The sequence below is a fragment of the Bacillus sp. FJAT-52991 genome, from assembly GCF_037201805.1.
Lineage (GTDB): Bacteria > Bacillota > Bacilli > Bacillales > Domibacillaceae > Bacillus_CE > Bacillus_CE kandeliae.
On the sequence record NZ_CP147404.1, the window covers coordinates 2,939,545 to 2,953,506 of the forward strand.

The window sequence follows — 13,962 nt, forward strand, 5'->3', positions numbered from 1 at the left end:
AACTGTGATTATCAAAGATTTACAAGTCAACCGAAGAAAAATACCGTTATTTATGCCCTTTAAAACAGCTTTAAGAACAGCAACAGAAATAGAAAGTATTGATGTTACTTTGACTCTTGAGAATGGGATCATAGGGAGGGGGGCGGCTGCACCGACCTTCGTTATTACGGGTGACTCTTCCGAAAGCATTGAGGCAGCTCTTATGGGACCAATAAAAGATGTGCTCATCGGAAGTGATATCGGTCATTTTCAAACTGCACTTCAGGGCATTCAATCTTGCTGTGTTGGTAATCCAAGTGCAAAAGCCGCGGCAGATATCGCTTTGCATGATGCCTATTGTAAATTGCTAAATGTGCCGTTACATGCCTTTCTTGGAGATAAAAAGTCACTTCAAACATGTATGACTATTGGGGTCGATACACCAGAAAAGATGGCGGATGATGCTAAAAGAAATATAGATTTGGGGTTTAAGGTTTTAAAAGTAAAAGTAGGGGCGAACCCTAGTCTTGATATTGATCGCATCGAAGCTATTCGAGATGTTGTTCCGAAAGCAGTTAAGCTCCGTCTGGATGCTAATCAGGGATGGGCGCCAAAACAAGCCGTCCAATTGATAAACGATATGGAAAAAAAGGGTTTAGGAATCGAATTTATTGAACAACCTGTTGCAAGTCATGATTTAGAAGGATTGAAATTCGTCACGGAACGTGTTGGCATCCCAGTTATGGCAGATGAAAGTCTTTTTTCAGCCAAAGACACATTAAAGCTTGTTTCTGGACGTTATGTTGATCTATTAAATATTAAACTTATGAAATGTGGCGGTATTTCAAATGCTTGGAAGATTGCTAGCATTGCTGAGACAAATGGTGTTGCTTGTATGATTGGTAGCATGATGGAACCTGCACTTTCGGTCGCTGCAGCAGCCCATTTTGCGGCGGCCCATCCGAACGTGAAATATTTTGATTTAGATGCTCCATTGTGGCTATCTGAAGAACCAGAGGAACTCTCTTATGTTAGTGAAAAAGTTATTTTATCCGATTTACCTGGTATCGGTTCAGTCAACGCAGTACCTAACACTGTCAAAGGTTAAATGTTGGATGAATAAAGTGAAACTTCAATCAGTAGGGGTTTTCTTCATCCCCCACCTGCAGCGCTCCTTCTGCCATGTTGAGGTGGGGGTCTTACAGCCCGTTAATGCGGGATAAAATAGGGGGGATAGGAATGAAACGTTGGTTTTTGATTATGATGGTTGTTTTTCTAGCAGGTGTAGGGTTAAATACACCGACTCATGCTGAGGAAAAAAACATAGAGGAAACTGCTTATGTCGATGTCTCCGTCGCAACACTTTGGACAGCTCCAAATATCCTACGACCTGTTGATGCACCATCTGCGACAAATCCAGTGGATATGAGAAAATGGACAAGCTCTATGACATATGAGCAGCAAGTACAATTATCTGATGATGGGATGCTAGAAACTCAAGCTCTTTACGGCAATAAGGTCACGATTCTTGAAAGACAAGGCGAATGGGTAAAAGTCGCAGTAGACGGTCAACCAACACCGCGTAATGACTTAGGATATCCTGGTTGGATGCCGGCTTCGCAGTTAACATACAGTAAAAAATATGCTAAAAAGGAAAATCAGCCATTTGTTTTAATTACAGCACCAACAACTTATCTTTTTAACACACCTTCTTTCAATCATAAAGGAATTGAAATTAGTTACAATACTCGCCTACCTTATTTAGGAGAAACAAAGCAAGCTTATAAAGTGTTAAAGCCAGATGGCCATCATGCCTGGGTAAACAAACAAGACGCACAAATATATCAATCGCCATCCACAATTCCAACACCGACAGGAAAAGACTTAGTAGAAACAGGCAAAATGTTTTTAGGCCTTCATTATTTATGGGCTGGGATGAGTGGATTTGGATTTGATTGTTCAGGATTTACGTTCACAATCCATCAATCACATGGCATCACCATCCCACGTGATTCAAGTGTTCAAGCAAAATATGGGGATCCTGTCCCACTTGATGAATTAAAACCTGGTGACTTACTCTTCTTTGCCCACGATAATGGTAAAGGAAGAGTTCATCATGTTGCGATGTATGCCGGAGATGGTATGATGATTCACTCACCAAATTCAAAAAAGGATGTTGAAATCATTCCTGTTAACACAAAAGGATATATCGAAGAATTGGCAAACGCTCGCCGTTATTTTCTAGATAGTATGTGAGATTCAAATGGCGATGATGAATCCCTTGAACAAAGGAGGCTACTCATTTTTGGGAGTAGCTTCTTTCTTTTTTCACTGAAATGAAGATACCTTTATCCAAATAACCAGTTGCTCCTCAATGGAGCAACTGGTTATTTGAATATGACTATTGAAACCCAAAACACCAAGGCTAGAAAATCCACCTTGGTGTTCTATATCTATCAATCGACAAAAGCCAGCAAACACCGAGGAGTGACAGGCACTTGTCGAAACAGGCACCTTAAAATCCCTTGTACCACTCCACTACTTCAGGAGCTTTCAATGGCTTGGAGTAGTAGTAGCCTTGAATAGCGAGGGAATTACATGTAGTGGCTAAGTAGTCTACTTGTTCTTTTGTTTCTACACCTTCTATAACGACGTTTAGTTTCAGTGATTCTCCTAGTGAGATGATCGATTGGATGATAGCCGCATCTTTTTCTGATTGAGGCACATCATCGACAAAGGATTTATCAATTTTCAATGTCGAGATGGGGATTTTCTTTAAATAAGAAAGAGAAGATACCCCAGTACCAAAGTCATCCAGCGCCACAGCCAACCCTTTTTCTCGAAATTTATTGACGGCTTCAATAGCGCCATCAATCGTTTTTACAAAGCTTGTTTCTGTAATTTCTAGCTCTAAATATTGAGGATCAATCTGATAACATTCCATTCTACCCATCAAATAATTTAATAGTCGAGGAGACGTGACATAATTACCAGGAATGTTAATTGCCACTGGCCAATTGTGCTTCCTATTTGTTTGCCACGCTTGAATTTGTTGGCACACTTGATCAATCAGCCAATCTGTCACATCCATCATCCGATCATGCTTTTCTAAAATGGGGATAAATACCGCTGGAGAGAGAAACCCGTGTTCTGGATGCTCCCAGCGAAGCAAGGCCTCGACACCAATCATTTTCTGCATAGCGGTTGACACTTTCGGCTGATAGACAACATACAACTCATTCTCTGCCATCGCTCGCTCGACATCATCCATAATTGATTGAGCAAAGGATTGGTTGTGAACAACTGGATCATAATAAATGATCTCGTGTTGGAACCGAATCGTTGGATGGCTCAGCACAGCCATCACTTGTGAATACAAATCAAGCGACTTCTCGTCTATGCTCGATATAGCAAAAGCACAAACCGTTTGTAGCTTCACTTGCTGCTCTTTGATCAGAATCGGCTGCTTCAAAAGCTCAGCCGTCCTCTCCATTGCCTTTTGTAAGGCGTACACTCCTTTGGAATCACGCGCCACATAAGCAAACCGATGTCCATCCAATCGATACAAATCAATCAGAGGCGGCTTCGTCGATGTCAATAAGTGACTCATCTCTTGAATTACTTCATCGACAAATGTATATCCATGTGCTCGATTCAATGACTCTAAGTCATGCAAATGCCACACCGCCAAAGCACCGTAAGAAAAATTTGTGATATTTCTCTCGAACCGCCGGCGATTCGGTAATTTCGTCAGCGAATCAAAATAACGCAATTGATGCTCCGCATAACGATCTAACATACTTGAAAATAAAAACAAACATAATAATAGAGCGATACTCGCCGATACACTTTTTACTAAAAAGAGGACATCCATCCACTGAGACTCCCCGTTCATTAATAGATAGTCATTTGGCACATAAAACGTCACCCCAGCCATCTCTGTAACACACACAATCGAAATAGCCAACCCTAAAATCAACGCAATTGCTATTCGAATCAAAAAGCGTTCCGATTGATGTTGCAGCATATAGAACAAATACAACGCCACACAAGAAACAAACACAGCAAGCAGAAAAGAAGCAATAGATAACCCAATATCATAGCTATAAATAACCCCTTCCATTTTCATCGCTGCCATACCGACATAATGCATAACAGAAATCCCTGTTCCCATCACAAGACCCGTGATCAAATAGGTTTTCTTCGTACGCCTTGAACGACTAGAGACATAGAAAGCAAGAAAAGAAGCAAGCATTGTTGAAAGGATAGAAACAACAATAAGTATACGATCATAATGTATGTAGACAGGCAACGCTAAAGCATTCATCCCAACGAAATGCATTGACCAAATTCCTATTCCCATAGAAGTAGCCGCCAACACCAACCACAAATTTTGATGAAAGAAACTGCTCTTATGCGAGCGTTCACCCATACTTAACGAAGTATAAGCTGCTGCCCAAGCGATCAAAACAGAAAGAGCAATAATAGGGATCGAATACTCCCCTTGAAGAACGTCATATTGAGCTGTAGAAGGTGTTAGAAACATCGTTTTCCTCTCTTTTCCGACAAAATGCGGGGATTGTAACCCCTTTCCTATGTCATTTTACCCCCATTATTGTTATTTCGACAATATTAATATTTACTTTCTCGAAATATTTTCTTCTTCATATAGGTAAAAAGCCCTTCCCATTAGGAAAAGGCTTTTCATCTATCCCCGGTGAAACGAACCGATCACTTCCACCGTCTCCGTCACATTAATAAAAGCATTCGGATCAGCTTCATGAATCATTTCCTTCACACTATTTAACTGATAGCGCGTAATCACTGTCATAAGCACCGCACGTTCCTCACCGGAATACGCTCCAACACCCGGCATGATCGTCACCCCGCGATACACATTCGCGAGCAAATTATCTTTCACCGCTTCTCCTTTAGCCGTAACAATCGTCAACGTCAATTTAATATGATTCGTATGGATCGCATCCACCACTTTCCCCGTCGTATAAATCGCCAGCATCGTATACAAAGCCGCATCCCAAGTAAAAATAAACCCAGACGCAGCAACAACGATTCCATTCATCGCTGACAACAACGCTCCAAGCGGAAAGTCCTTCTTCTTCGTTAACAACATTGCAATAATATCAAAACCACCTGACGAACCCGAAGCTCGAAAAATCAGCCCAATCCCAAGTCCAGTTAGCACCCCGCCGAACAAAGAAGACAAAATCGGCTCCGTTGACACTTGATGAATCGGAATCACATACAAACTCACAGAAATCATCACAACAGAAAAAATTGTATAATAAATAAACTGCTTTCCAAGCTTCTTCACACCGATCAACAACAAAGGAAGATTTAATAAAAGATTAATCACACCTGTATTCAAAGGCGTGATCAACCCAAACATAATCGCAATCCCGCTCAATCCACTGCTCAAAATCTCATGAGGGATCAAAAAGAAATTATAAGCAATCCCTACAATGACTGAGCCGACTAGCATCATCAATATGTTCACGCTCCGCTCCTCCTTCATTCACACATATCATTTAGTGTGTTCATTATAAAGGAGAAACAACCTTTTAATTAAAATTAAGTTTTTTCTGAAATATCGGACAAGAACTACAAAACAAGCCTCAACTCTGCCCCGCAAACATCCGCTCCATCATCTCAAAAATCGGCCAATTCTTCACCCAAACTAACAATCTGACAAAATGAAACGGTGCAAGCAGCACAACAAGTAGCAAGATCAAAAAGAAAATCACCACGGCCCCCCACTTCAGCCACCCTGTCTCTCTATTCCTCACCGCACCAACACTTACCAAAATTCCACCACTCAAAAACAACAACCCAATCGCAAACACATACTCCACAAAATTCTCAAGCACTAACGACAACTCAACAAACATCGCACCAATTAAAGCAAAAATAAATGAAGACAGACTGTATATTTGCATAATAACTCCTTTTTTTACTTTATTATACCAATTATAAAGGATTAGAAATATAGAAAAAGCCACCCAATAGGATGGCGAATAGATATTGAAACGTCTTACACAAAATATAATTGAATTAATTGATCAACTAGTTGTTGATGACGAGTTTGACACTCTTCAATTGTCCATTGTTGATAATTTTTCAATTCCTTTGTTAATTCAAAGTCTGTGATTCCATTAGAAAAATATTTCTCTAATTTAATTTTAAACTCTCTGTTATTAGCAGAAGCGTTCTTTTTACGACTTAATAAGACTAAGTTGCCTAAGCGATGCGTCCATATTTTTCGTTGTTCTTCCGTGAAACCTTTCTTCCAATCACTATTATCTGATGGCTTTTGCGGTAAAATATGTTCCACACTGATAACGCCTGTGTAAGACTTTTTAACGTTTATGTTTTCACTAAGGGCCATATCTAAACGAAGCAGCAAGTATTTAGCGTATTTTTTCTTATATAACTCGTTAGAATGAATGTTATACGCAAACGCCTCTTGATCGAGATCTGTTTGGAAAATATCAGCTTGATACACTTGCTCCACCATTTCAGCTTGTTCAATGACTTGAATCATTTTAACTGTTTCTATAACTCTCGCAGTAGGTGTAATTCCTCTCACCCAGCTAACTACATTTTTCCGTTCTAAAACCTTCAAAAAAGAATAAGCTTCAACATCATTGGAAAACTTTTGATAGAAGCTGATGAAGACTGGAATCCAATCAGAAAATGGGATAAAATCGCGCATCAAAGTCAATAATCCATAGTACTTGGCCGCAATTTCCTTATCAGTAGTTTGAATGTCCGCATTCAAAATCTTCTCTCGATAAATATTAGCAAAGCGGAGTAAATACTCGATAAATTTTTGACCTTTAAATTCAGGATGTTTATCAAAAACCTTTTCTGTGTATTCTTCTTGAATCGTTTTTCTCGCTTTTTCTTTTACAAAAATCAAACGAATAAAGCCAAGTAATTTCTCTAATTCTTCTCGTCCAAGCTCTTCTTCCATAGACTCCCACAAATTTTGATAATGTGGACGTTCTGATTCATTGATTGCCCCTAAGTTTGTACTTTTTAATAAATCGGCATTCGTTAATGGCATACCACGGTCATTTAAAATAGAAAATAAACGAAAGGCCGATGTAAACGTACCTGTTTTTACATAAACAAACATACACTTATTTAAAACAAATTGAATCATTTTTTTAAGAAACTCTTCTTTTAATAGGCCATTATCATAAAACTTGTCACGGAATAGTTCGATTGCTTCAATCATTCTTTCTTGTGATTCAGTCAAATCTGTCTCACCAATAGAAAGTGTTGTTCCATCTTGTTCTAAAATATATTTCTTAAAAAAAGCAAAATCTCGGTCTCTTACACGAAGGCGAACTGTTTCTGATTTATCTTCATACGGATCTGCTTCCTGATAAATCTTTGATTGCAACGTAACCTTTGCACGCGAATCCGTCACTAAATCGCGCATAACTGCTGTTAAAATGGTCAAAGTCGTTAAACGCTGTTGACCATCTACTACATCATAAACGCCACTTTCATCGCTTTTTTGAGAAATCACTTGTAAAATAACGCTCCCTAGAAAATAACTCTCTTCTTTGTATGTGAGCGCCTCTTGAATATCCTCAAATAGCTGATTTTGTTGGTCTTTTTCCCAAGAATATTGTCGTTGATATCCAGGGATTTTGAAAGCGAATTTTGAACCAAATAAATCTTTGAATAGTATCTCTTTTGCTGCAATTTTTGTATCAATCATTTAATCGATTAAACCTCCTACGCCCACCACTCATAAGCTAACTTGTTTCTATCATACTATAAATGATCTCCATTTTAATGCCTTTTTCATCTGTTTGAGGGGCTTTCGGTAGGAAATAAAGTCTTTTTTTTCCTATAGAAGCCGTTAGCGCCAGAACAAAGGCATCGACTAAATCATTCGCGGGGCATCACCTAATTTAACATCAATTATTTTTAAACCTTCACACGATCTTTCCTCTCAAAATGCCAATGCAACCGATATTCACAAATCTCTTTCGTCCATTTGAATAAGATTTGCTCATGCTCTTTTTCAACTTCAATATGCACTTGAAACTGGTTGTTTTTAAATGTAATCATGCCTTTTGAAGATCCGCTCCACTTCGTCATCGGCATATTATCGATTAAAGTAGCGACTTTTTTCTCCTCGTATTGTTCAAGCTCTCGGCTTTGTTTGTCGGAGAAGTCGATTCGCTTTCTATATTCCTTTGACGTTAAGTAGTCATGAAAAAATGGTGCTACTTCCTCTGGTGTAATCGATTCAAGCCATTTGTTTGCTCCTTTGGAAAGCATGTAACTTAGGACAACCATTTTATAGCTTTTTGTCATGCTTGTTCGTTCAACTTCTTGGAACCAGCTTTCATGCTTCAAGTAGACTTGTTCTTCTTGTTCCGTCATTTCTTGGATTGCATGAAGAAAACCTGAGTAAGAACCGTAAAACTCTTTTATTGCTTTGCTGTCGGCATGGGCTTTCAAGTGAAATTCGAGATAAGACGGTCGTCTGCCCAACTCTAGTTTTAACTCTTCGTAAGCATACAGCAATTGATCTTTTCTCGGATTCTTTTTGCGGGTCATTTCCTTTAATAACTCTACTGCTTCTAAGTCAAATTCAATGTGACAATTTTCTGGAACAGTTGGGATGATCCCTTTCTTTTTCTTCTTATTGTCAGGGTCACCGTCAAAGACTTGTAGTTTAATATCGGCATTGCGATAGTTACCGATTAAATCAATGATCACACAATGACTTTTTCCGTCCGCTACTCGAAGACCACGGCCAATTTGTTGAGTGAATATCGTCAATGATTGTGTCGGACGAGCAAATAGCAATGTATCCACTGAAGGAATATCAATCCCTTCATTAAATAGATCCACCGTAAAAATGATGTCTAGCTCCCCTGAATCAAGGGCTTTTATAGCGTCCTGACGAGAATAACTCTTTGTTTGCGAATGAAGAGCAATCGTTTTCCAGCCTTTTTGGTTAAAATACTGGCTTAAAAATTCCGCCTGACGAATCGATGAGCAGAAGCCAATCGTTTTTGTTTGACGATATTTCTTCCAAGCGGTTTCAATCTTTTCAGCCATTTCTTCTTTTAATTGGACTTGCAATAATTGTTCTTCGTCATATCTTGTGCCAAGCCAAGTGAGTGCAGAATAATCGGTATCATCATACACTCCATAATAGACGAAAGGAGCGAGCCAGTTTTTCTGAATCGCCTCAATGAAATGGATTCGATAAGCTGTATTACCATCACAAATGCTGTACACATCTTTATTGTCCATTCGATCTGGTGTCGCTGTAACCCCAAGCAGAAATTCCGGCTGAAAATAGTCGAGAATCGTTTGATACGAATTAGTAGCAGCATGGTGAAATTCATCAATAATAATTAAGTCAAAATCAGTTGGAGCAAAGCTTTCTAAATGATGCTTCATTCCAAGAGTAAACACAGAAGCAAATAACATATCCACATCTTTCTCTTTATAGTCCGCATTTAAGATCCCAGCCGTTCTTTCTGGCATCACATGCTGGAATGATTTTTTCGCTTGTGTTAATAGCTCTTTTTGATGAGCAATAAATAGGATTCGTTTAAATTTGCGAGCAAAGAAAGCCGCGAGATATGTTTTCCCAAGACCTGTTGCCATCACAACAAGTGCACGATCATATTCTTCTTCAAGCGTGTTTTCCAGTGCGTCTAGCGCTTCTTTTTGAGCTGGTCTTGGATATAACGTTTCTTTACTAACTATGTATGGTTCTGTTGGCTCACTTACGATCTCTGCCTGATCAGCAGGTTCCGCAAATATCATTTCCGTTTCTTCGGCTTCTGTCCAATGTTTAACGACAGATTGCTCACGATGGAACTGATCATAGCTTTCCCGATATTGCTTGATCGTTTCCTTATTCACAGGGATTGTATATTCATGATGGAAAATCCCTTCAAATTCTTCGAGTCCCTTTTCAAAAATATCTTTATCCACAGCTGGCGGGGCATGAAGATTCCACTCTATCCCGCTCGTTAAAGCAGAGGCTGACAAATTCGATGAGCCAACAATTAAATGACCTAATCCATTTGTCCGAAACAAATAAGCTTTCGGATGAAAGGATTTCCCTCCACTTTTCCACATGCGAACTTCTGCTTCAGGAAGTTCATCCACAAGAAGCTGAAGTGCATCTGGCTGAGTAATATGTAAATAGTCACCAGTGCCAATCTTAATTTCTGCCCCACGCAAAGCTGCCTTCTTTAATGAAGGAAGAATCTTTTTCACACCAGATTTCATCACAAAAGAAGTGAGTATATAAATTTCTTCTGCTTCTTCTGTTAATGTGTTAATCGTGTCCACCAAGTTTTTGGTGATTAATTGCAGCTTAGTCATCCTTCACCTCAATCAAAAAAATCCGCTCATTAAATCCGCCGCGCTTTTCCGCTTTACGTTGACGGATCGCTTCAAGCTGGTCATAATCAGCCCCGTGAATCGTAGCTGCTGCGTGGATGAGTTCCAGCAGATCAGCCAGCTCTTCCAGTGCCTCTTCGTCGTTAGCGGCAGCTTCATATTCCATAAGTTCTTCGTTCATTTTTTTACGGACTTCTTCATAGTATTCTTGTTCGTTTAGAATGCGAGTTTCTAAAGATTTACCGTCTTTTTCGATGATTTCTGGGATGCGGTCTCGGACGAGTTTGTTGTAGGTAGGCATAGAAACGACTCCTTTTTTAGCTTTTTCTAATATTTTACCAGAAAGGGTGATTTAAAAAATAGACAACCTCTGGATTCTATTGGATTTTTTCGTTATATTTCCACTCATTTTACTTATCGACAAATTTTATGAAATCGTAAGGGATCACTAGGTCTTTTACACTAGTGAACCACTTGTAATTAGATTACTGTTATTACTGTGTATGGATAATTTGGAATTATTATGTTTTCATTGAAATATAATTAGATTTGATAGTTTTCTGAGAGAGGAGGTGTTTATTATGAAAATGAGAACATGGTGGTTTATAAATATTGTGTGGCTATTTATTTTTGCTGTTGGAGCCATATTTATTGGGGTAAGAGAAGTGGATGGTGCGGGGGTAGTTCAAACTCCTGAAATAAGAATGATATCATTCGCTGTTTTGGGTATTGTATTTATAATTGTTGCTCTAATTCAACTGGTTTTTCTTTATTTTGTTAGAAAAAATACAACGCGATAATTCAATTAATAGTTATTTAAATCGTTAATGTTAAATCAAGTGCCAGGAATCACAACTGATTGAACGCCTAAACGGCACTTTTTTCCGCATTCTCTCTTCAGAACCGAAAAAGCCTCAATAAAACAACCTCTGCATCGATTTAGCATGCAGAGGTTGTAAAGGTCCGTGAATGCCTGTTTTCACCTAGTTATTTGTTAAATCCGCTCGATGCGAGTCATAAAAGGATTGTACATCTACCCATTCTCTTACAGGTAGCTTCTCTTCATCCAATAGTTGCAAATTATATTTTGTTTCATTTGAAATGAGCTGTTCCATATCTTCCTTACTTAGTTGATCATTAAACACGATACTTTGCTTGATTTCAAACACATAGTCCTCACTAGCGACCAGATCGCTTTTTGTATACTCTTTTGCCTTATATATCTTACTTGGAACAGCAGTAGGAGGTTTATGTTGGTATTGGTGAGTCTATTGAATTTAATCCCTCAGCGAATGGCCATGAACTTAGCAAAAAAGAATAGAAGAAGGTAAATCTTCTATAAGAAGATATCTTAATCGCTACAAGATGTCTTTTTTCATAAGTTATATGTTAGCTATATTTTTATGTAATGTATCTTCCTTTTCCATGAGAAATACACATAGGCATGCCAAATAGTGGGGGATCAACCATTTCACAATCCAAAAGAATGGATCAATGACCCACTATTCAAAAACTTAAACGCTGTGAAATCCGGAAACATTCATAAAGTAGATGATGCCATCTAGAATACAGCTGGCGACGTGAAAGCAGCCACCTTAATGCTTGATGACATTGAAAAATAATTATTCATTTGCGAGACTGTCTCATATCCCTAATGAGATGGTCTTTTTCATTTTGCTTGCTTGTCGGATTGATCAGGAGAAAGAAATAATCAGGCGGGGATGGGGTACAATCAGCCGCCATTCATCTTCAATCGGGCAGAAAAACAAAAAAATCAGGCGCCCCTGACAAATAATTAGTCGCGAGACGCCTCAACTTTTTCTCTGTACTCCGAAATCTTTCCTGCTCGCGAAGTAGATCAGGCGCCAAAAAGAACTTATCGGGCGTGGATGACTCACAATCGGGCACCATTCACCACCAATCAGGCGGAAAAGCCAAAAAACCAGGCGCCTCCGACCTATAATCAGTCGCGAAGGCGCCCTCCCTTTACTCCAATCAACCTTCAAAAACAAAGTAATGTATTATAACTCATCTCGACTAAAGTCACACTCTTTCAATGGTACAACTTTTGTCTTTTTAATAATCTTATAACCGAGCCATAGAATAATAAACACAGGTAAACTAATATACGAAACTAGCATGCCATACCAATTGATCGTATCTCCTGAAATCACATCACTGCCTTGGCCTATGATCACGATCGAACATAATACTAGCGTTAATAAAGGGCCGAATGGGTACCATTTTGCTTTAAACTTTAACTCGTTAAGATCTCTTCCTTGCGCAATATAGGCTTTGCGGAATCTATAATGACAGATTGCAATTCCCACCCAAGTTAAAAACCCGGTTAAGCCTGTCATATTAAGTAGCCATAAATACACCACTCCATCTCCAATAAAGGAAGATAAGAAAACAACTAATCCAAAAATAATATTTGCGTAAAGAGCATAAATAGGCACGCCCTTTGAATTCACTTTACGAAGGAATTTAGGAGCCTTTCCTGATTGTGAAAGAGCCCAAAGCATTCGGGTAGATGCATACGTAGCAGAGTTACAAGCTGAGAGAACAGATGTTAAAATAACGGCATTCATTAGCGAGGCAGCGAAAGCAAGACCAGCTTTTTGGAATACTAGTGTAAATGGACTTATGGTGATATTATCCACATCTGATTTAAGAAGGTTAGGATCTGTATAAGGAATAATCAGCCCTATAACAATGATAGAAAATACATAGAAGATCAACACTCTCCAAAAAACACTGCGAATCGCCCGAGGAACATTGCGTTCAGGATCTTCACTTTCTCCGGAGGCAATACCTACCATCTCCGTTCCTTGGAAAGAGAAGCCCGCAATCATGAAAATCCCCACTATGGCGAGAAATCCACCTTTGAAAGGCGCTTCCCCTTTTGTGAAATTTTCAAACCCTACCGCTGGACTGGTAAATATACCGAAAATCATCGCCACTCCAACAATCAAAAAGACAATAATCGTGATCACTTTAATTCCAGCGAACCAAAATTCAGCTTCCCCATATCCTTTAACTGAAAGAACATTTAAAAGGAATATTAATGCTAAAAAAATACCTCCCCACAGAATATCCGAAGATCCTGGCAGCCAATATTTCATCACTAACGCTCCGGCTGCTAATTCCGCTGGGATCGTAGTGGACCAACTTAACCAATAATTCCATCCGAGAGTGAATCCGAAGGCCGGATCGACAAAACGAGTTCCATATGTTTCAAACGAACCTGAAACAGGAAGGTATGTTGCCATCTCACCAAGGCTTGTCATCAAAAAATAGACCATGCAGCCGATAGCAAGATAAGCAATAAATGCCCCTCCTGGCCCAGCTTGACTGATTGTTGCACCACTTGCAACAAATAATCCCGTTCCGATTGCACCTCCAATGGCAATCATCGTTATATGACGAGATCGTAATCCACGCTCTAGCTTGCCTCCTGTGATGACAGGAGTTTTTTCCATATTTGATTTCGTTTCTAAATTGCTCATAGAGTTCCCCTCCTTCTCAATGATTTTTTTACAAAAGAATGATTGAAATGTAGTAAAAGAT

The 13,962-nt window shown here is 39.1% G+C and carries 11 protein-coding genes; 3 read left to right on the top strand and 8 right to left on the bottom strand.

Annotation, left to right across the window (positions count from 1 at the left end):
* Positions 1 to 4 precede the first annotated feature (4 nt).
* Together WDJ61_RS15160 and WDJ61_RS15165 are read left to right on the top strand one after the other, a co-directional pair.
* Positions 5 to 1,087: a dipeptide epimerase gene (locus WDJ61_RS15160; protein ID WP_338751164.1), complete on the top strand. Its 1,083-nt coding sequence runs from the start codon at positions 5 to 7 to the stop codon at positions 1,085 to 1,087.
* Between the two features lie 152 nt (positions 1,088 to 1,239).
* The gene (locus WDJ61_RS15165) at positions 1,240 to 2,235 is read left to right on the top strand and encodes a C40 family peptidase (protein WP_338754817.1); all 996 of its coding nucleotides are present in this window, start codon (positions 1,240 to 1,242) and stop codon (positions 2,233 to 2,235) included.
* Positions 2,236 to 2,494: 259 nt separating this feature from the next.
* Here WDJ61_RS15165 and WDJ61_RS15170 read toward each other — a convergent pair whose 3' ends face one another.
* The 6 genes from WDJ61_RS15170 to WDJ61_RS15195 form a co-directional block, all read right to left on the bottom strand.
* Positions 2,495 to 4,525, bottom strand: coding sequence for a putative bifunctional diguanylate cyclase/phosphodiesterase (locus tag WDJ61_RS15170; protein ID WP_338751166.1), 2,031 nt, complete (start codon positions 4,523 to 4,525; stop codon positions 2,495 to 2,497).
* 162 nt (positions 4,526 to 4,687) lie between these two features.
* Entirely contained in the window at positions 4,688 to 5,482 is a 795-nt protein-coding gene (locus WDJ61_RS15175) for a YitT family protein (RefSeq protein ID WP_413789102.1), read from the bottom strand.
* Positions 5,483 to 5,612: 130 nt separating this feature from the next.
* Positions 5,613 to 5,933: a hypothetical protein gene (locus WDJ61_RS15180; protein WP_338751170.1), complete on the bottom strand. Its 321-nt coding sequence runs from the start codon at positions 5,931 to 5,933 to the stop codon at positions 5,613 to 5,615.
* A 95-nt stretch (positions 5,934 to 6,028) separates the two neighbouring features.
* A complete protein-coding gene (locus WDJ61_RS15185; protein ID WP_338751172.1) occupies positions 6,029 to 7,729 on the bottom strand; it encodes a DUF262 domain-containing HNH endonuclease family protein in 1,701 nt (566 codons plus the stop codon).
* A 212-nt stretch (positions 7,730 to 7,941) separates the two neighbouring features.
* Positions 7,942 to 10,374, bottom strand: coding sequence for a DEAD/DEAH box helicase family protein (locus tag WDJ61_RS15190; protein ID WP_338751174.1), 2,433 nt, complete (start codon positions 10,372 to 10,374; stop codon positions 7,942 to 7,944).
* Entirely contained in the window at positions 10,367 to 10,693 is a 327-nt protein-coding gene (locus WDJ61_RS15195) for a nucleoside triphosphate pyrophosphohydrolase (protein WP_338751176.1), read from the bottom strand. The genes WDJ61_RS15190 and WDJ61_RS15195 overlap by 8 nt, the downstream gene beginning before the upstream one ends.
* 280 nt (positions 10,694 to 10,973) lie before the next feature.
* Here WDJ61_RS15195 and WDJ61_RS15200 point away from each other — a divergent pair, with 280 nt between their 5' ends.
* A complete protein-coding gene (locus WDJ61_RS15200) occupies positions 10,974 to 11,192 on the top strand; it encodes a DUF3923 family protein (protein ID WP_338751178.1) in 219 nt (72 codons plus the stop codon).
* 183 nt (positions 11,193 to 11,375) lie between these two features.
* Here the strand turns inward: WDJ61_RS15200 and WDJ61_RS15205 are convergent, their stop codons facing one another.
* Positions 11,376 to 11,561 (bottom strand): hypothetical protein, encoded by a 186-nt coding sequence (locus tag WDJ61_RS15205; RefSeq protein ID WP_338751180.1) that lies wholly within the window; start codon positions 11,559 to 11,561, stop codon positions 11,376 to 11,378.
* 852 nt (positions 11,562 to 12,413) lie between these two features.
* Positions 12,414 to 13,901 (bottom strand): amino acid permease, encoded by a 1,488-nt coding sequence (locus tag WDJ61_RS15210; RefSeq protein WP_338751182.1) that lies wholly within the window; start codon positions 13,899 to 13,901, stop codon positions 12,414 to 12,416.
* Positions 13,902 to 13,962: the final 61 nt, after the last annotated feature.